The organism is Isoptericola sp. Y581 (genome assembly GCF_059445475.1).
In genome coordinates this window covers 418930-439946 of the sequence record NZ_JCAIUK010000003.1, presented here as the reverse complement: position 1 = coordinate 439946, position 21017 = coordinate 418930, and the positions used below count along the sequence as shown (strand labels likewise).

At 72.4% G+C, this 21017-nt stretch carries 18 protein-coding genes; 13 read left to right on the top strand and 5 right to left on the bottom strand.

The annotated features are described in order from the left end of the window. The first annotated feature begins 29 nt into the window (after positions 1–29). From AC1C2W_RS08235 to AC1C2W_RS08185, 11 genes are all read left to right on the top strand, one after another. A complete protein-coding gene (locus tag AC1C2W_RS08235; RefSeq protein ID WP_495389496.1) occupies positions 30–884 on the top strand; it encodes a carbohydrate ABC transporter permease in 855 nt (284 codons plus the stop codon). Between the two features lie 51 nt (positions 885–935). Beyond that, positions 936–3071 (top strand): excinuclease ABC subunit UvrC, encoded by a 2136-nt coding sequence (gene uvrC / locus AC1C2W_RS08230; protein ID WP_495389215.1) that lies wholly within the window; start codon positions 936–938, stop codon positions 3069–3071. Further along, positions 3068–4003: an RNase adapter RapZ gene (rapZ, locus tag AC1C2W_RS08225; protein WP_495389216.1), complete on the top strand. Its 936-nt coding sequence runs from the start codon at positions 3068–3070 to the stop codon at positions 4001–4003. The genes uvrC and rapZ overlap by 4 nt, the downstream gene beginning before the upstream one ends. Continuing rightward, on the top strand, positions 4000–4977 hold the full coding sequence (locus AC1C2W_RS08220) for a gluconeogenesis factor YvcK family protein (RefSeq protein ID WP_495389217.1): 978 nt from the start codon (positions 4000–4002) through the stop codon (positions 4975–4977). The genes rapZ and AC1C2W_RS08220 overlap by 4 nt, the downstream gene beginning before the upstream one ends. 122 nt (positions 4978–5099) lie before the next feature. Next, entirely contained in the window at positions 5100–6080 is a 981-nt protein-coding gene (whiA, locus tag AC1C2W_RS08215; protein ID WP_495412846.1) for a DNA-binding protein WhiA, read from the top strand. Between the two features lie 292 nt (positions 6081–6372). Next, on the top strand, positions 6373–7377 hold the full coding sequence (gene gap, locus AC1C2W_RS08210) for a type I glyceraldehyde-3-phosphate dehydrogenase (RefSeq protein ID WP_495412845.1): 1005 nt from the start codon (positions 6373–6375) through the stop codon (positions 7375–7377). 162 nt (positions 7378–7539) lie between these two features. After that, the gene (locus tag AC1C2W_RS08205; protein WP_495389220.1) at positions 7540–8739 is read left to right on the top strand and encodes a phosphoglycerate kinase; all 1200 of its coding nucleotides are present in this window, start codon (positions 7540–7542) and stop codon (positions 8737–8739) included. 37 nt (positions 8740–8776) lie between these two features. Next, positions 8777–9571 carry a triose-phosphate isomerase gene (gene tpiA / locus AC1C2W_RS08200; protein ID WP_495389221.1) on the top strand — a complete coding sequence of 265 codons (795 nt, stop codon included), beginning with the start codon at positions 8777–8779 and terminating at the stop codon, positions 9569–9571. A gap of 186 nt (positions 9572–9757) precedes the next feature. Further along, entirely contained in the window at positions 9758–10000 is a 243-nt protein-coding gene (gene secG / locus AC1C2W_RS08195; protein ID WP_495389222.1) for a preprotein translocase subunit SecG, read from the top strand. Positions 10001–10110: 110 nt separating this feature from the next. After that, positions 10111–10476, top strand: a complete 366-nt coding sequence (locus AC1C2W_RS08190; RefSeq protein WP_495389223.1) for an RNA polymerase-binding protein RbpA — start codon at positions 10111–10113, stop codon at positions 10474–10476. Positions 10477–10541: 65 nt separating this feature from the next. Further along, on the top strand, positions 10542–11438 hold the full coding sequence (locus AC1C2W_RS08185; RefSeq protein ID WP_495389224.1) for a phenylalanine 4-monooxygenase: 897 nt from the start codon (positions 10542–10544) through the stop codon (positions 11436–11438). A 53-nt stretch (positions 11439–11491) separates the two neighbouring features. Here AC1C2W_RS08185 and pgl read toward each other — a convergent pair whose 3' ends face one another. The 5 genes from pgl to tkt all read right to left on the bottom strand — a co-directional run bounded on the left by pgl (position 11492) and on the right by tkt (position 18270). Continuing rightward, entirely contained in the window at positions 11492–12292 is an 801-nt protein-coding gene (gene pgl / locus AC1C2W_RS08180) for a 6-phosphogluconolactonase (RefSeq protein ID WP_495412844.1), read from the bottom strand. Then, positions 12289–13224 carry a glucose-6-phosphate dehydrogenase assembly protein OpcA gene (gene opcA, locus AC1C2W_RS08175; RefSeq protein WP_495389226.1) on the bottom strand — a complete coding sequence of 312 codons (936 nt, stop codon included), beginning with the start codon at positions 13222–13224 and terminating at the stop codon, positions 12289–12291. The genes pgl and opcA overlap by 4 nt, the downstream gene beginning before the upstream one ends. 79 nt (positions 13225–13303) lie before the next feature. Further along, positions 13304–14845, bottom strand: a complete 1542-nt coding sequence (gene zwf, locus AC1C2W_RS08170; protein ID WP_495389227.1) for a glucose-6-phosphate dehydrogenase — start codon at positions 14843–14845, stop codon at positions 13304–13306. A gap of 79 nt (positions 14846–14924) precedes the next feature. After that, positions 14925–16043, bottom strand: coding sequence for a transaldolase (tal, locus tag AC1C2W_RS08165; RefSeq protein ID WP_495412843.1), 1119 nt, complete (start codon positions 16041–16043; stop codon positions 14925–14927). Positions 16044–16143: 100 nt separating this feature from the next. Then, positions 16144–18270 (bottom strand): transketolase, encoded by a 2127-nt coding sequence (tkt, locus tag AC1C2W_RS08160; RefSeq protein ID WP_495412842.1) that lies wholly within the window; start codon positions 18268–18270, stop codon positions 16144–16146. A 582-nt stretch (positions 18271–18852) separates the two neighbouring features. Here tkt and AC1C2W_RS08155 point away from each other — a divergent pair. Together AC1C2W_RS08155 and xerD are read left to right on the top strand one after the other, a co-directional pair. Then, positions 18853–19773, top strand: coding sequence for a heme o synthase (locus AC1C2W_RS08155; protein WP_495412878.1), 921 nt, complete (start codon positions 18853–18855; stop codon positions 19771–19773). A gap of 51 nt (positions 19774–19824) precedes the next feature. Continuing rightward, entirely contained in the window at positions 19825–20826 is a 1002-nt protein-coding gene (xerD, locus tag AC1C2W_RS08150; protein WP_495412841.1) for a site-specific tyrosine recombinase XerD, read from the top strand. Positions 20827–21017 lie beyond the last annotated feature (191 nt).

Here is a 21017-nt window from a genome sequence, read left to right as displayed (position 1 = left end):
GCACGGCGGCCGGAACCGCCACCCTGCAGATGCCGTCCCGACGGGTGACCGGGCCGGGTGGTGACCGGGCGGTCACCGGCGCCTCGCACACGGTGCTGGTGATCTGGTGCGTCCTCGTGATCGCCCCGATGATCTGGGTACTCATCGGGTCGTTCAAGACGAGCGACGAGATCTTCGGCTCGCCGTTCTCGCTGCCGAGCGAGTGGTCGTGGACCAACTACGTGAGCGCCTGGACCGACGCGGAGATCGGTCGGGCGTTCTTCAACACGATCATCGTGGTCGGCGCGTCCCTGGTGCTGGTCATGATGTTCGGAGCGATGTGCGCCTACGTGCTGGGGAGGTTCGAGTTCCCGGGCCGGCGCGCGATCTACTACCTGATGCTCGCCGGGCTGACGTTCCCGGTGTTCCTCGCGATCGTGCCGCTGTTCTTCGTGCTGGACAACATCGGCCTGCTGGGGACCCTGCCTGGGCTGGTCATCACCTACGTCGCGTTCGCGCTGCCGTTCACGGTCTTCTTCCTGTACGCCTTCTTCCGCGGGCTGCCGGACGACATCGCCGAAGCGGCGGCGATCGACGGCGCCGGGCACTGGCGCACCTTCTTCCAGGTGATGCTGCCGATGGCGCGGCCGGGGATGGCGTCGGTGGCGATCTTCAACTTCCTGGGGCTCTGGAACCAGTTCCTCCTGCCCGTCGCCCTGAACCCGAACTCGGACAACTGGGTGCTCTCCCAGCGTCTCGCCGCCTTCGTGTCCTCCGCGGGGTACGCGGCGGACTTCGGAGCGATGTTCGCGGCCGTGGTGATCACGATCGTCCCGGTGCTGATCGCCTACCTGATCTTCCAGCGCCAGCTCCAGGGATCCGTGTCGGCTGGCGCGATGAAGTAGCGCCAGGTGTTCCGACCGGAGGCGTCGGTGGCCTGACCTAGGCTGGCGGGCATGGCAGACCCCGCGACGTACCGCCCGAAGCCGGGGGAGATCCCGACCTCGCCCGGGGTCTACCGGTTCCGTGACGTGCACGGCCGCGTCATCTACGTGGGTAAGGCGAAGAACCTGCGCGCTCGGCTGTCGAGCTACTTCCAGGACGTCGCGCACCTGCACCACCGCACGCAGACGATGGTGACCACGGCCGCGTCCGTCGAGTGGACCGTCGTGGGCACGGAGGTCGAGGCGCTCGCGCTCGAGTACTCCTGGATCAAGGAGTACGACCCGCGGTTCAACGTGAAGTACCGCGACGACAAGTCGTACCCGTACCTCGCGGTCACCATGGCCGAGGAGGTGCCGCGCGCGCAGGTGATGCGAGGCGCGAAGCGGCCCGGCACCAGGTACTTCGGCCCCTACGGGCACGCGTGGGCGATCCGCGAGACCCTCGACCTCCTGCTGCGGGTCTTCCCGATCCGCACGTGCTCCGCGGGGGTCTACCGGCGCGCGCACCAGACGGGCCGCCCCTGCCTGCTCGGGTACATCGACAAGTGCTCCGCCCCGTGCGTGGGCCGCATCGGCATCGACGACCACAAGCAGCTCGCGCGCGACTTCTGCGACTTCATGGCGGGGGACACACAGCGGTTCGAGCGCCGGCTGACGGAGCGGATGAACGAGGCCGCCGCCTCGATGGAGTACGAGCAGGCTGCGCGGCTGCGCGACGACGTCCAGGCCCTGCGCCGCGCCACCGAGAAGAACGCCGTGGTGCTGCCCGACGCGACGGACGCCGACATCTTCGCGCTCGCGGGCGACGAGCTGGAGGCCGCGGTCCAGGTGTTCCACGTGCGCGGCGGCCGCATCCGCGGCCAGCGGGGCTGGATCGTGGAGAAGGTCGAGGACGTCACCGACGCGGAGCTGGTCGAGCACCTGCTGCAGCAGGTGTACGGCGCCGTCGAGGACGCGCGCGCCGTGGGCGAGGGCGCGGCCGGCGATGCCGAGGCGCGCGCGGCAGCTCGCCGGGAGGCGCGCGACGCCGTGCCGCGCGAGGTCCTGGTGCCGGTGCTGCCGCCGGACCCGGCCCAGATGACGGCGTGGCTGACCGGCCTGCGCGGGGCGCGGGTGGAGCTGCGTGTGCCGCAGCGCGGCGACAAGCGCGAGCTGGCCGCGACCGTCAAGGCCAACGCCGAGCACGCCCTCGTGCTGCACCGCACCCGGCGGGCGGGCGACCTGACCACCCGGAGCCAGGCGCTGCGCGAGATCCAGGAGGCGCTCGGTCTCGAGTCCGCGCCGCTGCGGATCGAGTGCTACGACGTGTCGCACACGCAGGGCACGTACCAGTCCGCCTCGATGGTGGTCTTCGAGGACGGGCTGGCGCGCAAGAGCGAGTACCGCACCTTTTCGGTCCGGGGCCCGGAGGGGGACGGCGCCCGGGACGACACGGCCGCGATGCACGAGGTGATCACGCGCCGGTTCCGGCGGTACCTGGCGGACCGGCTCGCGTCGGGCGAGGTGGAGCTGGACGACGGCGACGGGACCGAGCCGGGGGCGGGCGAGGCTCCGCGCGGCGGGGTGCCGCCGCGGTCGGGCGAGGTGTCCGCGGAGCCGGGCGAGCGCAAGCGGTTCGCCTACCCGCCGAACCTCGTGGTGGTCGACGGCGGCCCGCCCCAGGTGGCGGCCGCGCAGCGGGCGCTCGACGAGCTCGGCGTGACCGACGTGGCGCTGTGCGGCCTGGCGAAGCGGCTCGAGGAGGTGTGGGTGCCCGGCGAGGACTACCCCGTCATCCTGCAGCGCTCGTCCGAGGGGCTCTACCTGCTCCAGCGGGTGCGGGACGAGGCGCACCGGTTCGCCATCACGCAGCACCGGCGGCGGCGCAGCAAGGGCATGACGGTGTCGGCCCTCGACGACGTGCCGGGCCTGGGGCCCGCGCGCCGCAAGGCGCTGCTGGCCCGATTCGGCTCCGTGAAGCGGATGCGCGCGGCGAGCGTCGAGGAGATCGCCGAGGTCCGCGGCATGGGCCGCCGCACGGCGGAGGCCGTGGTGGCCGCCCTGGCCGGCGATGCGGCCGGCAATGTGGCCGGTCCTGCGGCCGGAGAGGGCGCGAGCAGCGCGCCTATCGGCCAGGACGCCGTCGCCCCTGGCATGCTGGACGCATGAGCGAGCCGTCGCCCACCACAGTCCCGCAGGGCATCCCCGAGATCGAGGCCACCACACACTCGCCGGAGGCGTCGGAGCCGGAGGTGCTGATCATCACCGGCATGTCCGGCGCCGGCCGGTCGCGTGCCGCCGGCGTGCTGGAGGACCTCGACTGGTTCGTCGTCGACAACCTGCCGCCGCTGATGATCGTGCCCCTGGTCGACCTGATGACGCGCGCCGGGTCGTCGGTGGAGCGCCTCGCCGTCGTCGTGGACGTGCGCGGCCGGGAGTACTTCGCCGAGCTCACCCGGGTGCTCCAGCACCTGCACGACGCCGGCGTGAACTATCGCATCCTCTACCTCGACGCGCGGGACGAGACCCTCGTGCGCCGGTACGAGAGCGTCCGCCGCCCGCACCCGCTGCAGGGGGAGGGCCGCATCCTCGACGGCATCGGCGAGGAGCGTCGCCGGCTCGCGTCCCTCGAGGAGCGGGCCGACGTCGTCATCGACACGTCCGAGCTGTCGGTGCACGACCTCGCCCGCGAGGTCCGGGCCGCCGTCGCCGACGGCGCGCCCGAGGCGCTGCGGGTGAACGTTCTGGCATTCGGCTTCAAGTACGGCCTGCCGCTCGACGCGGACCACGTGGTGGACGTGCGGTTCCTGGCGAACCCGTACTGGATCACGGAGCTGCGCCACCTCACCGGCCGCGACGCCCCGGTCCGGGAGTACGTGCTGGCGCGGCCCGGGGCGATCGAGTTCGTGGACCGGTACGTCGCGGCGCTCGAGCCCGTCCTGGCCGGCTACCTGGCCGAGGAGAAGCGATACGTCACGATCGCCGTCGGGTGCACGGGGGGCAAGCACCGGTCCGTGGCGATCGCCGGCGAGATCGCCCAGCGGCTGCGCGACGCCGGCCAGCGCGTGACCCTCACGGCACGCGACCTGGGGAAGGAATGACGACGCCCTCCACAGGGATGGGCGCGCCTGCGGTCACGGCGCTGGGCGGCGGGCACGGGCTGTACGCGAGCCTGTCGGCGCTGCGGCTCATGTCGGACCGGCTGACCGCGGTCGTCACGGTCGCCGACGACGGCGGGTCGTCCGGCCGGCTGCGCGACGAGCTGGACGTGCTGCCGCCCGGCGACCTGCGCATGGCGCTCGCGGCCCTGTGCGACGACTCGGAGTGGGGGCGCACCTGGAGCGGCCTGCTGCAACACCGGTTCGTGTCCGGCGGGAGCCTGGACAAGCACGCGATAGGCAACCTCATGATCGTCGCGCTCTGGGAGCTGCTGGGCGACACCGTGTCGGGCCTGGACTGGGTGGGCAAGCTGCTCGGCGCGCGCGGCCGGGTGCTGCCCATGGCGTCGGTCCCGCTCGTGGTGGAGGCCGACGTCCGGCGGGGCGCCCCGGGCGGAGTGGACCGGCTCGAGACCGTCGTCGGGCAGAGCGAGGTCGCGGTCACCGACGGGCGCATCGAGCAGCTGCGGCTGGTGCCGGCCGACCCGCCGGCGTGCGTCGAGGCCGTCGAGGCGGTGCGCACGGCCGACTGGGTCGTGCTCGGTCCCGGCTCCTGGTACTCGTCGGTGCTCGTGCACCTGCTGGTCCCGGAGCTCGCACGGGCGCTGCACGAGACCGACGCGAAGGTGTGCGTGACGCTCAACCTCAGCGCCGAGCGGGGCGAGACTCAAGGGCTGACGGCGACCGACCACCTGGAGGCCCTGTACCGGCACGCGCCGGGCCTGCGCGTGGACGCGGTGCTCGCCGACCCGTCGGCCGTCGAGGACGTGGACGGGCTGGCCAGGGCCGCGGGAGCGATGGGCGCCAAGCTGCTGATGCGGCAGGTGCGGCGCGGCGACGGCAGCGCCCGACACGACCCGTTGCGCCTCGCGGCCGCGTACCGGGACGTGTTCGAGGGGGTCTACGGCGACGTCTGACGTCACGTCGCATCGCACGTCGCATCGCACGTCGCATCGCACGTCGCATCGCACTTCGTAGCCCACGTCGGCCCGTCCTCGGGCGGCGGGAGGGTGCTTGTCGCGCGTGGCAGGATGACGCCATGGCGCTGACGGCAGAGGTGAAGGACGAGCTCGCTCGGATCAAGGTGACCCGGACGTCGTGCCGTAAGGCGGAGGTCTCGGCGACGCTCCGGTTCTCCGGCGGGCTGCACATCATCTCCGGGCGCGTGGTGATCGAGGCGGAGCTGGACGACGAGGCGGCCGCGGCGCGCCTGCGGCGGTCGATCACCGACCTCTACGGGCACGTGAGCGACCTGATCGTGGTGCAGGCGGGCGGGCTGCGGAAGAACAACCGTTATGTGGTGCGCGTGGTGCGCGACGGCGAGTCGCTCGCCCGCCAGACGGGGCTGCTGGACTCCCGCGGGCGACCCGTGCGGGGGCTCGCCCCGGAGGTCGTGTCCGCGGGGGTCGCGGAGGCGGAGGCCGTGTGGCGCGGGGCGTTCCTCGCGCACGGCTCGCTCACGGAGCCGGGCCGGTCGATGGCGCTGGAGGTGACCTGCCCCGGCCCGGAGGCGGCGCTCGCGCTGGTCGGTGCCGCACGACGCCTGGGGGTGCAGGCGAAGTCGCGCGAGGTGCGTGGCGTGGACCGGGTCGTGGTGCGCGACGGCGAGGCGATCGGCGAGATCCTGCGCCGCATGGGGGCCGAGCGGACCCGCGAGGTGTGGGAGGAGCGGCGCGCCCGGCGCGAGGTGCGCGGCACGGCGAACCGGCTCGCGAACTTCGACGACGCCAACCTGCGCCGCTCGGCCCGTGCGGCGGTCGCCGCGGGGGCGCGGGTGGAGCGTGCGTTCGAGATCCTGGGCGAGGAGGTGCCCGACCACCTGCGCCAGGCCGGGGAGCTGCGCCTCGCGCACAAGCAGTCCTCGCTGGAGGAGCTCGGCCAGCTCGCCGACCCGCCGTTGTCCAAGGACGCGGTGGCGGGGCGGATCCGGAGGCTGCTGTCGACGGCAGACAAGCGCGCGCTCGAGTTGGGTCTGCCGGACACCGAGGCGGGTCTGAGCCCGGACCTGCTCGACCTCTGACGGCCGTACGAGGGCCCCTCGCCGCGGCCGCCAGGCGTCTGGCGAACGGCTGCCTTGGCTGTGGTCAGACCACCCGTCTCACGCCTCCGCGAGGGTCGGCGGGCGTGCCGATCTGGGTATAGGCTCGTGACGTCAGGTGACGACGACGTGACCCAAGGCTGACCGCCCGGAGGAAGACGTCGGGGGTCCCAGGGTCGCGGCGTGAATCATCAGCGCGCCCATCGCGGCGCGCGGAAGTCGGCATCAACCGTGTGCGCCGGGCATGACCGGGCGCGCCCTGAGGAGGGCAATCGTGACCATCCGCGTCGGGATCAACGGCTTCGGTCGGATCGGACGGAACTTCTACCGGGCTCTCGTGGAGTCCGGTGCGGACATCGAGGTCGTCGGAGTCAACGACCTGACCGATAACAAGACGCTGGCCCACCTGCTCAAGTACGACACGGTGCTCGGCCGCTTCCCCAAGTCTGTCAGCCATGACGACGACAACATCATCGTCGGCGGCGTGAAGATCCGTGCGCTCGCCGAGCGCGACCCCGCCAACCTGCCCTGGGGCGAGCTGGGCGCGGACATCGTCATCGAGTCCACCGGCTTCTTCACCGACGCCACCAAGGCGAAGGCGCACATCGACGCCGGCGCCAAGAAGGTCATCATCTCCGCCCCGGCGAAGAACGAGGACGCGACCTTCGTCATGGGTGTGAACAACGACCAGTACGACCCGGCCGTGCACCACATCATCTCGAACGCGTCCTGCACCACCAACTGCCTCGCGCCGCTCGCCAAGGCCCTCAACGACTCGATCGGTATCGAGCGCGGCCTCATGACGACGATCCACGCGTACACCGGTGACCAGAACCTGCAGGACGGCCCGCACAAGGACCTGCGTCGTGCCCGTGCGGCCGCGCAGAACATCGTGCCGACCACGACGGGTGCCGCCAAGGCCGTGGCCCTCGTGCTGCCCGAGCTGAAGGGCAAGCTGGACGGCTACGCCCTGCGCGTGCCGGTCATCACCGGCTCGGCCACGGACCTCACCTTCGAGGCGCCGAGGGAGGTCACGGTCGAGGAGGTCAACGCCGCGGTCAAGGCCGCCGCCGAGGGCCCGCTCAAGGGCGTGCTCGAGTACGTCGAGGACGAGATCGTCTCGTCGGACATCGTCACCGACCCGCACCAGAGCATCTTCGACTCGAAGCTCACCAAGGTGATCGGCAACCAGGTCAAGGTCGTCTCCTGGTACGACAACGAGTGGGGCTACTCCAACTCGCTGGTCTCGCTGACGGTCTACGTCGGCGAGAAGCTCTGACGATCTCGGCGCCCGACACCGCTCGAGCGTGAGCTACGACGTCCGCGTGCGCGCCGAACCCCGGCTGCGCACGCGGACGTCGTCATGTACGGAAAAGATCACCCTCGCCCGGGACGTGCGGCCATGCGACACGCACCGGGCCTTGACGGACAGGTGTGCCCCATGAAGACCATCGACTCCCTGGGCGAGCTGCGCGGCAAGCGCGTCCTCGTCCGCTCGGACTTCAACGTGCCGCTCGACGGCACCACCATCACGGACGACGGCCGCATCCGGGCTGCGCTGCCCACGCTGCGCCGCCTGGTCGACGCGGGCGCCCGCGTCGTCGTCACGGCGCACCTGGGCCGCCCCAAGGGCGCTCCCGACCCCGCGTACTCGCTCGCGCCCGTCGCGGCCCGCCTGGGCGAGCTGCTCGGGCAGGACGTCGCCCTCGCGGGGGACGTGACCGGCGCCTCCGCGCAGCAGACGGTCGCGGGCCTGGTGGACGGCCGCGTGGCGCTCCTGGAGAACGTGCGGTTCGACGCCCGCGAGACCTCGAAGGTGGACGCCGAGCGCGAGGACCTGGCGACGGAGCTGGCCGCGCTCGCGGACGCGTTCGTGTCCGACGGCTTCGGCGTCGTGCACCGCAAGCAGGCGTCGGTCTACGACGTCGCGAAGCTCCTGCCGGCCGCCGCCGGCGACCTGGTGCTCACGGAGGTCGAGGCGCTCTCCCGCGCCACGACCGACCCGCAGCGCCCGTACGCCGTCGTCCTGGGCGGGTCGAAGGTGTCGGACAAGCTCGGCGTCATCGAGAACCTGCTCGCCAAGGCCGACCGCCTGCTCATCGGCGGCGGGATGGTCTTCACGTTCCTCGCGGCGCAGGGCCACCCGGTCGGCTCGTCGCTGCTCGAGGCCGACCAGGTCGAGACGGTCAAGGGCTACCTGGCGCAGGCGAGGTCGGCCGGCGTGGAGATCGTCCTGCCGACCGACATCGTCGCGGCAGACTCGTTCGCCGCCGACTCCGCGCACCGCACGGTGGCGGCCGACGCGATCCCGGACGGCACGATGGGCCTGGACATCGGCCCGGACTCCGGCGCGCTCTTCGCCGCCAAGCTGGCGGACGCCAGGACGATCGTGTGGAACGGACCCATGGGGGTGTTCGAGTTCGACGCCTTCGCCGCCGGCACGCGTGCCGTGGCGCAGGGGATCGTCGACGCGACGGCCGCCGGCGCCTTCTCCATCGTCGGCGGCGGCGACTCGGCCGCGGCCGTGCGCACGCTCGGTTTCGACGAGGCCGGCTTCAGCCACATCTCGACCGGTGGCGGTGCCAGCCTCGAGCTGCTCGAGGGCAAGGTGCTCCCCGGCCTCGCCGTCCTCGACGACTGACCTTTCCGACCATCCGTAGCACGAGAGACGAGGACCCATGGTGGCCACCACCCGCACGCCCCTGATGGCGGGCAACTGGAAGATGAACCTGGACCACACCGAGGCGATCGCCGCGGTGCAGAAGCTCGCGTGGACGCTCAAGGACGCGAAGCACGACTACGAGGCCGTGGAGGTCGCCGTCCTGGCGCCGTTCACGGACCTGCGCTCGGTGCAGACGCTCGTGGACGCCGACAAGCTCGAGGTGCGCTACGGCGCCCAGGACCTGTCGACGCACGCGTCCGGCGCGTACACCGGCGAGATCTCCGGTCCGATGCTCAAGCGTCTGGGCTGCACCTACGTGGCCGTGGGCCACTCGGAGCGCCGCGAGTACCACGCGGAGGACGACGTCCTGGTGGGCGCGAAGGTCCGCGCGGCCTTCGAGCACGGGCTCGTCCCGATCCTGTGCGTGGGCGAGGGCCTGGACGTGCGCAAGGCGGGCGACCAGGTGCCGTACACGCTCGCGCAGGTCGACGCGGCCCTCGATGGTGTGCTCGCCGAGCAGGCGGCCACGGTCGTGATCGCGTACGAGCCGGTGTGGGCCATCGGCACGGGCGAGGTCGCGACCCCCGAGGACGCGCAGGAGGTCTGCGGCGCGATCCGTGGGCGCCTCGCCGAGCTGTACGACGCCGAGCTTGCCGCCGGCGTGCGCGTGCTCTACGGCGGCTCCGTGAAGTCGGGCAACGTCGCGCAGATCATGTCCCAGACCGACGTCGACGGCGCCCTCGTCGGCGGCGCGAGCCTGGACCCCGTCGAGTTCGCGAAGATCGCGCGCTACCAGTCGCACGTCGCGTGACCCTGCGGGTGCCGCGGCGCTAAGCCGGACACCCGGCCGGACGCCTTCCGAGATCGTGACACCGTGAAAAGTACGGTGTTCGCCTCGGGAGGCGTCCGTCACTTACTCTTGACCCGGCCGGGACGACGTCCCGGAGCCGGGCCCGTCCTGCGGGACGGACGACGAACGAGGACGGCCGAGGACATCGTGAACGCGTTGCAGATCATCCTTCAGGTTCTTCTGGTCATCACCAGCGGCTTCCTGACCCTGCTCATCTTGATGCACAAGGGCAAGGGCGGCGGGATGTCCGACATGTTCGGCGGGGGGATCTCGAGCGCCGCGGGCGGCTCGGGTGTCGCCGAGCGCAACCTCAACCGGATCACGGTGAGCTTCGCGCTCGTCTGGTTCGTCGTGGTCGTGTTGCTCGGTCTCATCACGCGGGTGAGCTGAGGCCCGGCCGCGCGCCGCGACCGTCGTCGGCCCCCAGGGGTCGGTGCGGGGGCACACGAAGATCGTCCGTGGGTAGACGCCCACTCAGTCGAAGGTGAGGACGACAAGACGTGGCTACAGCCAGTCATGCGATCCGGGGCTCGCGCGTGGGCGCGGGCCCGTTGGGAGAGTCCGAGCGCGGGGAGGCGGCACCGCGGGTGCGCGTCTCCTACTGGTGCGCCAACGGGCACGAGACGACGCCGAGCTTCTCGGCGAACCGGGATGTCGAGGCCCCGGAGTTCTGGGACTGTCCGCGGTGCGGGTTCCCTGCCGGGCTCGACGCGGCGAACCCGCCGGAGCCGTCCCGCAACGAGCCGTACAAGACGCACCTCGCCTACGTGAAGGAACGCCGGTCCGAGGAGGACGGGGCGGCCTTGCTGGAGGAGGCGCTCGCGACGCTGCGGGCACGCCGGTCGGGCCTGCGCCGGGCCGGCTGACCTGCCGCAACGCCACATCGGCGTCCCACCTGTCGATACAGGTGCGCCGGGCGTAGTCTGTCGGCATGTTTGAGGAAGGTCAGCTCTACGCCCCTGTCACCGAGGACGAGAACGGCGTCACGGTGCACCTTGCCGACGACCACCCCGGTGCGAAGGATCCCGAGTACCGGCGCCGGCGCGAACTCATCGCCGGCCCCGCACTGCGCTGGTCACCGGGGGACCCGGTGCCGCAGGTGGACTACACGGACGCGGAGAACGCGATCTGGCGCACGGTGTGCACCGAGCTTGCGCCGAAGCACGAGCGGCTCGCGATCCGCGGGTTCCTCGAGGGCAAGGAGGCCCTCGGCCTGCCGACCGATCACGTCCCGCAGCTCGACGAGGTCAGCGCGGGGCTCGAGCGGCTGAGCAGGTTCCGCCTGCACCCGGCCGCCGGGCTCGTGCCCCTTGACGTGTTCTACGGCTCGCTCGCCGACGGCGTCTTCCACTCCACGCAGTACCTGCGGCACGGTTCGCAGCCGCTCTACACACCGGAGCCGGACATCATCCACGAGGTGGTCGGGCACGGGAACCTGCTGGCGAACCCGGCGATCGCCGAGGTCAAGCGACGCGCGGGGGAGGCGGCCCGGCGGTGTGAGACCGCGGAGGGCCTCCAGTTCGTGGCGGACGTCTTCTGGTTCACCATCGAGTTCGGTGTGATGTACGAGGAGGGCGAGCTGCGCTGCTACGGCGCCGGCCTGCTGTCCTCCTACGGCGAGATCGAGGAGTTCCGGGGCGCCACGATCCTCCCGCTCGACTTCTACTCCATGGGCACGGTCGAGTACGACATCTCGCACTACCAGCCCACGCTCTTCGCGTGCGACGGGATGTCCGAGCTCACGGAGCGCGTGGGGGAGTTCTTCGCCGAGTTCGACGACGAGACTCCGGGCAGGCTCCTGGCGGCCCGCAAGCGGTCCGCGAGCTAGTCCGTCCCGGCGGACGGCCCCTCGCCGGCGGACGGGGGGCCGCCCCGCCCGGGTCAGTCGGCGGGCGCCGCGGCGGCGGCGTCGAGGAGCCAGAGCGTGCGCTCGGTGCCCCGCGCGCCGGCCGCCGGGACCACGACGACGTCCGCGCCGGCCAGTGCGGCGGCGGCCTGCGCGGCCTTCTCCGCGCCGGCTGCCACGACCCAGACCTCGCGGGCGCGGTGGACGGCGTCGAAGGTGAGCGAGACGCGCTCCGGCGGGGGCTTGGGGGAGCCGTGCAACCCGACCGTGGCGCCGCTCGCCGAGAGGGCGGCGTGGCCCGGGAACAGGGAGGCGACGTGCCCGTCCGGGCCCATCCCGAGCAGCAGCACGTCGAAGGCCGGCACGGCCACGGCCGCCGCCGGTTCCCCGGCCGTCCCGTCGAACCGGGCGAGCTCCGCCGCGTACGCGGCGGCGGACTCCTCGGGCGTGGTCACCGGCCGACCGTCGATGACGGCGCCGAGCGCCGGCATCGCGTGCACGTGGTCGGCCGGGAGCCCGGACTCCGCCTCGAGCGCGTCGACCAGCGCGTCGCGGGCCTGCGTCTCGTTCCGGTCGCCATCGCCGTCGGGGAGGAAGCGTTCGTCGCCCCACCACAGGTGCACCCCCGACCAGTCCACGGCCGGTCGCAGCGGGCTGGCCGCGACCGCCGCGAGGGTCCTGATGCCGACGGTGCCGCCGGTCAGGACGACGTGCACCGGGGTGCGGACCGACTGCGCGTCGAGCAGCCGGGTCAGGAGCCGTGCGGCGGTCGCCTCCGCCAGGAGGCCGGCGTCCGGGTGGACGACGACGAGCGGCGCGGACGCGTCGTGGCTCACGCGCTCGCCTGCACGGTCTCGACGCGGGCCAGCCCCTTGGTGAGGACCTCCCCGTACAGCTCGTCGGGGTCGAGGCGCCGCAGCTCCTCGATCAGCGCCTCGCTCAGCACGCGGATCGGCAGGGCCATGCGGCGCTCGGGCTTCTCCGGCTGGGTGATCGTCACGACGCGCCCGTCGGGGCGGTCGAGGACGATCGGCCCGCTCTTGCGATCGAGCGTGACGCGCGTGATGGCGTCGTCGCTGTCGGTGCGCACGACGGTCGCGGGGCAGCGGAGCTTCTGTCCGAGCCAGGCCGCCAGCAGGTCGAGGGACGTGTGCTGGTCCTGGCCCTCGACCCGCACCGCGGTGACCGGCTCGAAGGGCGGCTGCTCCACGGCCGCGGCGATGAGCCCGCGCCACAGCGTGACCCGCGCCCACGCCAGGTCGGTGTCGCCCGGGGCGAACGTGTCGGCGAGGCGGTGCAGCATCGCGACCGGCTCACCGGACGTCGTCGTGTCGGTGATGCGCCGCTGCGCCATCGCGCCGAGCGGGGAGGACGACGGGTCGACCGGGCCGCCCGCCGGCCACCACACGACGATCGGCGCGTCGGGCAGCAGCAGGGGCATGACGAGCGTGTCGGTGTGCTCGACCATGGGTCCCGACCCGCGCAGCACCAGGACCTCGGACGCACCGGCATCCCCGCCGATCCGGATCTCGGCGTCGAGCCGGGGGGTGCCGTCGTCCTGGGTCAACGACGCGACGACGATGACCCGGCACGGGTGCTCGTGGCTGGCCTCGTTCGCCGCACGGACGGCGTCCTCGATGTCCGCCTCCTCGGCGACGACCACGAGGGTCAGCACACGCCCGAGGGCGACGGCGCCGCCCTCGTCGCGCAGGTGCGTGAGTCGCTTGCCGACGGCGTTCGCCGTGGTGTCCGGCATGTCGATGATCATCGGGGCTCTCCTCGGTCGAGGCCGGTCCGTACGTCGACGGTGTGTCGGGTCTGGCTGGGGGCGGCTGCGTCGTCGGGGCTCACGGGCGCCGCCACGTGCGGCCGTCGCGCGCCATCATGGCGTCGGCGGACGGGGGGCCCCAGGTACCGGACGGGTACGGCTCGGGCTTGCCCCTGCTCGCCCAGTACGACGTGATCGGGTCGACCACCTGCCAGGACAGCTCGACCTCCTCGCGGGTGGGGAACAGCGGTGGGTCGCCCAGGAGGACGTCGAGGATGAGCCGCTCGTAGGCCTCCGGGGAGGACTCCGTGAACGAGTGGCCGTACCCGAAGTCCATCGTGACGTCACGGACCTCCATCGCGGTGCCGGGCACCTTGGCGCCGAAGCGCAGGGTGACGCCCTCGTCGGGCTGCACCCGGATGACCAGGGCGTTGCTGCCCAGGTCGGACGTGAGCGACGACTCGAACGGCAGGTGCGGGGCCTTCTTGAAGACCACCGCGACCTCGGTCACGCGCCGGCCCAGCCGCTTGCCCGTGCGCAGGTAGAACGGGACGCCCGCCCACCGTCGGTTGTCGATGTCGAGGCGCGCCGCGGCGAAGGTCTCGGTCGTGGAGTGCGGGTTGAACCCCTCCTCCTCGAGGAAGCCGGGCACCTTCTCTCCGCCCTGCCAAGCAGCGGCGTACTGGCCGCGGGCCGTGTGCCGGCCCAGGTCGCGGGGGAGGCGCACCGAGGACAGCACCTTGATCTTCTCGGCGCGCAGGGCCTCGGCGTCGAAGTTCACCGGCTCCTCCATGGCGACGAGCGCCAGGAGCTGCAGCAGGTGGTTCTGGATCACGTCGCGGGCGGCGCCGATGCCGTCGTAGTAGCTGGCCCGCCCCCCGATGCCGATGTCCTCGGCCATGGTGATCTGCACGTGATCCACGTAGTTGCCGTTCCACAGCGGCTCGAACATCTGGTTCGCGAACCGCAGCGCCAGGAGGTTCTGGACGGTCTCCTTGCCCAGGTAGTGGTCGATGCGGAACACCGACTCGGGGTCGAAGACCTGCGAGACCACCGCGTCGAGCTCGCGGGCGCTCTCCAGGTCGTGCCCGAACGGCTTCTCGATGACGACCCGGCGCCAGGCATCCTGGGAAGACTTCGACAGACCGGACTCCGACAGCTGGCGGCACACCAGGGGGAAGGCGCTCGGCGGCACGGACAGGTAGAAGGCGTGGTTGCCGCCGGTGCCGCGCTCGGCGTCGAGCTGCTCGACGGTCTTGCGCAGGCGCTCGAAGGCGTCCTCGTCGTCGAAGGAGCCCTGGACGAAGCGGATCCCCTCGGCGAGCTGCTTCCAGGTGGCCTCGCGGAACGGCGTGCGGGCGTGCTCCTTGACCGCGTCGTGGACGACCTCCGCAAAGTCCTGGTCGTCCCAGTCCCGGCGGGCGAAGCCGGTGAGCGCGAAGCCCGGCGGCAGCAGGCCCCGGTTCGCCAGGTCGTACACGGCGGGCATGAGCTTCTTGCGCGAGAGGTCGCCCGTGACGCCGAAGATCACCAGGCCGCTGGGGCCGGCGATGCGGGGCAGCCGCAGGTCGAGGGGGTCGCGCAACGGGTTGTGGTCGGCGGTGATCTTGGCCGGTCTCACGAGGTGGGCACCGTTCTTCGTCGTGCGGGCGGGAGAGGGTTGCACCCCGGCGCGCCACGGGCGCCCCGGGTAGGGCGGGTCAGCCGTCCTGCGCCTGCAGCCCGGCGGAGGCGGTGTCCAGGAGCTCGGTCCAGGAGTCCTCGAACTTGCGCACGCCGTCCGTCTCGAGGTGGTCGGTGACCTCCGAGAGGGAGATCCCGAACGACTCGATGGTGTCGATCGTGCGGCGCGCGGCGGTCGCGGTGCCGCGGACCGTGTCCCCGGTGACGACGCCGTGGTCGGCGAACGCCTGGAGCGTGGGCTCGGGCATGGTGTTCACGACGCCGTCCGTGACCAGCTCGGAGACGTACAGCGTGTCGGGGTACTCGGGGTTCTTCACGCCGGTCGAGGCCCACAGCGGACGCTGCGGGTGGGCGCCGGACGCCGCGAGCGAGCGCCACTCGTTCGTGGCGAGGAACTGCTCGTACGCCTCGAAGGCGAGCCGCGCGTTGGCGATCGCGGCCTGACCGCGCAGGTCGAGCGCCTCGGGTGTGCCGACCTTCTCCAGCGCCGCGTCGACCGAGCCGTCCACGCGGGAGACGAAGAAGGAGGCGACCGACCCGATCGGCCCGAGGTCGATACCGTCGGCGCGGGCCTGCTCGAGGCCGATCGCGAACGCCTGGAGCACGGACCGGTACCGCTCGAGCGAGAAGATCAGGGTCACGTTGACGCTGATGCCCTGGGCGAGGGTGCGCGAGATCGCGTCGAGCCCGGGCACCGTCGCGGGGATCTTGATGAAGATGTTGGGCCGGTCCACGGTGCGCCACAGCCGCTCCGCGACGACCACCGTCTTGTCGGCGTCGTAGGCCAGGCGCGGGTCCACCTCGATGGACACGCGGCCGTCGACGCCGTCGGTCGCGTCGTAGACCGGCCGCAAGAGGTCGGCCGCGGCCCGCACGTCGTCGGTGGTGATGGTATCCACCGCGGACTCGACGTCCGTGCCGGCGAGCTCGGTCAGCTGTTCGTCGTAGGCGTCGCCGGCCGACATGGCCTTGGCGAAGATGGTCGGGTTCGTCGTGACGCCGACCACGCCGCGTTCCGCGACGAGCGCGGCCAGGCTGCCGCTGCGCAGGCGCTCGCGCGACAGATCGTCGAGCCAGATGGACACCCCGGCTCCGGTCAGGTCGGTGATGGGTGCTGGGACGGTGCTCTGCGTCATCGGACGTCCTTCCAAGTCGGAGGCCCCTCGCCGGTGATGTCTCGAGGGGGCCGGGTGAGGCGCCGGTGGCCGACGCCCCACCCTGGGAATCTACGAGCGGTCAGGCGGCGTCGCCAGTGCCGCGCACCGCGGCGATCGACTCGCGCGCGGCGGCCGCGACGGCCTCCGACGTGATGCCGAACTCGCGGAACAGGGTCTGGGAGTCCGCCGACGCGCCGTAGTGCTCGAGCGAGACGCTGCGGCCGGCGTCGCCGACGACGTCACGCCAGCCCTGGGCGATGCCCGCCTCGACGGACACGCGCGCCTTGACCGCCGCCGGCAGCACCGACTCGCGGTACGCCGCGTCCTGCTTGTCGAACCACTCGCGGCTCGGCATTGACACGACGCGCGCGGTCACGCCCTCGGCGGCGAGCAGCTCGCGCGCTTGCACCGCGAGCTGCACCTCGGAGCCGGTGCCCACGAGGATCACGTCGGGCTCGCCGTTCTCGGCGTCCAGGAGCGTGTACGCACCTCTGAGCGTGCCCTCGGCGCCGGCGAACCCGGCGTCGCCGCGGGGGAACGTCGGCACGTTCTGACGGGTCAGGACGATGCCGGCCGGGTTGGCGGTGTTCTCGAGGATGCCGCGCCAGGCCCAGGCGGTCTCGTTGGCGTCCGCGGGGCGCACGACGTCGAGGCCAGGGATGGCGCGCAGCGCCGCGAGGTGCTCGACCGGCTGGTGCGTGGGGCCGTCCTCGCCGAGGCCGATCGAGTCGTGCGTCCACACGAACGTCGTCGGGATCTCCATGAGCGCGGCCAGGCGGACGGAGGCGCGCATGTAGTCGGCGAACTGCAGGAACGTGCCGCCGTAGGGGCGGGTCAGGCCGTGCAGCACGATGCCGTTGAGGATCGCGCCCATACCGTGCTCGCGGATGCCGAAGTGCAGCGTGCGGCCGTACTCGTGGCCGGGGAACTTCTTGGTCGCGTGCTCGACGGGGATGAACGACGGCTCGCCGTCCATCGTCGTGTTGTTCGAGCCCGCGAGGTCGGCGGAGCCGCCCCACAGCTCGGGCAGCACGTCCTTGAGCGCGGTGAGGACCTTGCCTGAGGCGGCGCGCGTCGCGACGCCCTTCTCGGAGGCTTCGAAGACCGGCAGCTCGTCGGTCCAGCCCTCGGGCAGGTCGTGCTCCACGAGGCGGTCGAGGAGGGCCGCGCCCTGCGGCGTCGCCGTGCGCCAGGCGGCGTACGACCGGTCCCACGCGGCGCGCTGCTCGGACTGGTGGTCCGCCACGGCGCGCGTGTACGCCAGCACCTCGTCGTCGACGGCGAAGGAGGCTGCCGGGTCGAGGCCGAGCGCCGTCTTGAGGCCCGCGACCTCGTCCGCGCCCATGGCCGAGCCGTGGATGCCACCGGTGTTCTGCTTGGTGGGCGACGGCCAGCCGATGATGGTGCGCAGCGCGATGAACGACGGCCGGTCGGTCTCGGCCTTGGCCGCGTCCAGGGCGGCGGCGAGGACATCGACGTCCTCCGCGTAGCCCGTGCCGCCCTGCGTCCAGTCGACCTGCTGAGTGTGCCAGCCGTAGGCCGCGTAGCGGGCCACGGTGTCCTCGGTGAACGAGATGTCGGTGTCGTCCTCGATCGAGATCTTGTTCTGGTCCCAGATCACGACGAGGTTGCCGAGCTTCTGCGTGCCCGCGAGGGACGACGCCTCGGAGGTCACGCCCTCCTGCAGGTCGCCGTCGGACGCGATGACGTAGACGTGGTGGTCGAAGGGCGACTCGCCGAGCGCGGCGTCCGGGTCGAGCAGACCCCGCTCGCGGCGGGAGGCGATGGCCATGCCGACCCCCGAGGCGAGGCCCTGGCCGAGCGGGCCGGTGGTCATCTCGACGCCGCGGGTGTGGCGGTACTCGGGGTGGCCGGGGGTCTGGGAGCCCCACGTGCGCAGCGCCTCGAGGTCGGCCAGCTCCATGCCGTAGCCGGCGAGGAAGAGCTGCAGGTACAGCGTGAGCGAGGAGTGCCCCGCGGAGAGGACGAACCGGTCACGACCCACCCAGTGCGGGTCCGCCGGGTCGTGCCGCATCGTCTTCTGGAAGAGCAGGTACGCGGCGGGGGCCAGGGAGATCGCGGTGCCCGGGTGGCCGTTGCCGACCTTCTCCACGGCGTCGGCCGCCAGCGCCTTGATGGTCTTCACCGCACGGTCGTCGAGTTCATTCCACTCGAGCGGGGCGACGACGGGGTCGAACGCGTTCACAGATGTGCCTCTTTCCTGCCTGGAGCGAGCCCCGGGTGATTGCTGCTGCTCTGCCGGTACGGGGCGCCGGCGCGTCGTACGCCACTGGGGGCTCCTCCGCGCGCCGGCGCACGTGGCGGGCCACGTGGTCGTGCGCGCGTGTCGACGCTACGGCGGGGCATGGTGGCGAAGGCTGCCCCGGACAGGCCGTGTGGACATGTCGCGAAGAGGTCTTCACCGTTGTGCAGCACCACCCTAGCGCCGTGCATTCCCGCGGCGCCTGTCCCGGGGTCGTTCGTCCCACCTGGTGAGCGGACGTCGACCGGAGCGCAGGCGGGCATTTCTCACAACCGCGCCACGTCGCCCCGGGCCACCACGCGGAGCACCTCGGCGTACGATGAGGCGGCGGCGGTCCCACGTCGCACTAGCTCCCCGGACCCCAGCCGAGACCCCCCGGACCCCAGCCGAGAACGGACAAGCACGCGCGTGAGCAGCACCACGAGCACCACGACGTCCCACCCGTCGACGCCGACCCGAGCGGCAGTGCGGGCCCGGCGGGAGCGTGCCGACGCCGAACGGTCCGACCAGTCCGACCAGTCCGGCGTGCCGGCCGAGGACCAGGACGCGGGGCCGCGCAAGGGCTGGCGCGACGTGCTGGGTGCGTACGTCGCGCTCACCAAGCCGCGGATCATCGAGCTTCTGCTCGTCACGACGCTGCCCACGATGATCCTCGCCCAGGGCGGCCTGCCCGACCTGTGGCTCGTGCTCCTCACCCTCGTCGGCGGCACCCTGGCGGCCGCCTCGGCCAACGTCTTCAACTGCTACCTCGACCGCGACATCGACAAGGTCATGAATCGCACCAAGCGGCGGCCGCTCGCGACCGGAGAGATCGCACCCCGGTCCGCGCTCGTCTTCGCCACCGCGCTCGGCGTCGTCTCGCTCGTGTGGTTCGCGCTGCTGGTCAACGTCGCGTCCGCGTGGCTGACGTTCGGGGCGATCGCCGTCTACGTCGTCGGCTACACCATGATCCTCAAGCGGCGCACCCCGCAGAACATCGTCTGGGGCGGCATCGCGGGCTGCATGCCCGTCTTCATCGGCTGGGCCGCGGTGACCGGGTCGCTCAGCTGGTCTGCACTCGCGCTGTTCGGCGTCATCTTCTTCTGGACGCCCCCGCACTACTGGCCGCTGTCGGTGAAGTTCAAGAAGGACTACGCGAACGCGGGCGTACCGATGCTCCCCGTCGTCGCCAGCGACCGCCGGGTCGCGATCGAGATGGTCGCGCACACGGTCGCGATGATCGCCTGCTCGCTCGTGCTCGTCCCGCTGGCGGGGATGACATGGGCCTACACCGTGGTGGCTGTCGCCGCCGGCGCGTGGTTCCTGTGGCTCGTGGTCGCGATGCTGCGCCGCGCCGACCACCCCGAGCGCGGCAAGCTCGGCGCGATGAAGGTCTTCCACGGCTCGATCACCTACCTCACGGTGCTGTTCATCGCGGTGGCGGTCGACGTCTTCCTGCCGTTCTGACGATCGCGTCCGACGATCCGAGAAGTCGCCGTCGCGCGGCATGATGGGCCGGTGCCCGACTCGTCGCCCGCCCTGCCCCTGCCGCCCGCGCTGACCAGCGCGCTGCAGGGCTACCTCGCACACCTCGGCGTGGAGCGCGGGCTGTCGACCAACACCGTGGCCGCCTACCGCCGGGACCTCGCGCGGTACGCCCGCCATCTGCACGCGACCGACCGTCGCACCCTCGACGACGTGGGGGAGCGCGACGTCGAGGAGTACGTGCTGGTGCTGCGTCAGGGTACGGACGGCGGGGCGACCCTGTCGCCGTCGTCGACCGCCCGGGCGCTCGCCGCGGTGCGCGGCTGGCACCGGTTCGCGCACGCCGAGGGGGCGACCCGGGCCGACCCGGCCTCCCAGGTGCACGCGCCGAGCGCGCTGCGTCGCCTTCCCCACGCCCTGTCGATCGACGAGGTGGCCCGGCTCCTGGACGCCGCCGGCGCCGGGGACGGAGCCGTCCCGCTGCGCGACCGGGCGCTGCTCGAGCTGCTCTACTCGACCGGCGGCCGCATCAGCGAGGTCGTGGGCCTCGACGTGGACGACGTCGACGGGCTGCTCAGCGTCCCCGGGATCGGCGGGCAGGTCGAAGCGGGCGACGCGCAGGGCGGCGTCGTCCGCCTGCGCGGCAAGGGCGACAAGGAGCGGGTCGTGCCCGTGGGCTCGTACGCGTGCGCGGCACTCGAGGCCTACATGGTTCGCGCCCGCGCGCCGCTCGCGTCGGCGGGCCGGGGAACCCCGGCGCTGTTCCTCAACACGCGCGGCGCGCGGCTCTCGCGGCAGAGCGCCTGGTCGGTGCTGCAGGCGGCGGCGGGACGCGCGGGGCTCACCCAGCACGTCTCGCCGCACACCCTGCGGCACTCCTTCGCGACGCACCTGCTCGCGGGCGGCGCCGACGTGCGCGTGGTCCAGGAGCTGCTGGGGCACGCGTCGGTGACCACCACGCAGATCTACACGATGGTGACGCCCGAGGCACTGCGCGAGGTGTACGCCGCGGCGCACCCGCGGGCGCTCGGCTGACACGCGCCGCGCCCGGCGTGCCGCCCGGAACCAGGGAGGCCCTGGGGTAGCGTGACGCAGGTGAGCGAGGGACTCGGGAGCGACATCATGACGCAGACGACCACGAGCGACGCCTCACCGGCCGCGGCCTCCGCGGCCAGTCCCACCCCGGGCAGTCCGGCCGGGCAGGTCGAGGAGCCGCGTACCGACGT

Bases quoted from the DNA above. Each gene is read 5' to 3' on its own strand.
- AC1C2W_RS08235 (WP_495389496.1), top strand. From the start codon at position 30: ATGCCGTCCCGACGGGTGACCGGGCCGGGTGGTGACCGGGCGGTCACC.
- uvrC (WP_495389215.1), top strand. From the start codon at position 936: ATGGCAGACCCCGCGACGTACCGCCCGAAGCCGGGGGAGATCCCGACC.
- rapZ (WP_495389216.1), top strand. From the start codon at position 3,068: ATGAGCGAGCCGTCGCCCACCACAGTCCCGCAGGGCATCCCCGAGATC.
- AC1C2W_RS08220 (WP_495389217.1), top strand. From the start codon at position 4,000: ATGACGACGCCCTCCACAGGGATGGGCGCGCCTGCGGTCACGGCGCTG.
- whiA (WP_495412846.1), top strand. From the start codon at position 5,100: ATGGCGCTGACGGCAGAGGTGAAGGACGAGCTCGCTCGGATCAAGGTG.
- AC1C2W_RS08205 (WP_495389220.1), top strand. From the start codon at position 7,540: ATGAAGACCATCGACTCCCTGGGCGAGCTGCGCGGCAAGCGCGTCCTC.
- tpiA (WP_495389221.1), top strand. From the start codon at position 8,777: ATGGTGGCCACCACCCGCACGCCCCTGATGGCGGGCAACTGGAAGATG.
- AC1C2W_RS08185 (WP_495389224.1), top strand. From the start codon at position 10,542: ATGTTTGAGGAAGGTCAGCTCTACGCCCCTGTCACCGAGGACGAGAAC.
- opcA (WP_495389226.1), bottom strand. From the start codon at position 13,224: ATGATCATCGACATGCCGGACACCACGGCGAACGCCGTCGGCAAGCGA.
- tal (WP_495412843.1), bottom strand. From the start codon at position 16,043: ATGACGCAGAGCACCGTCCCAGCACCCATCACCGACCTGACCGGAGCC.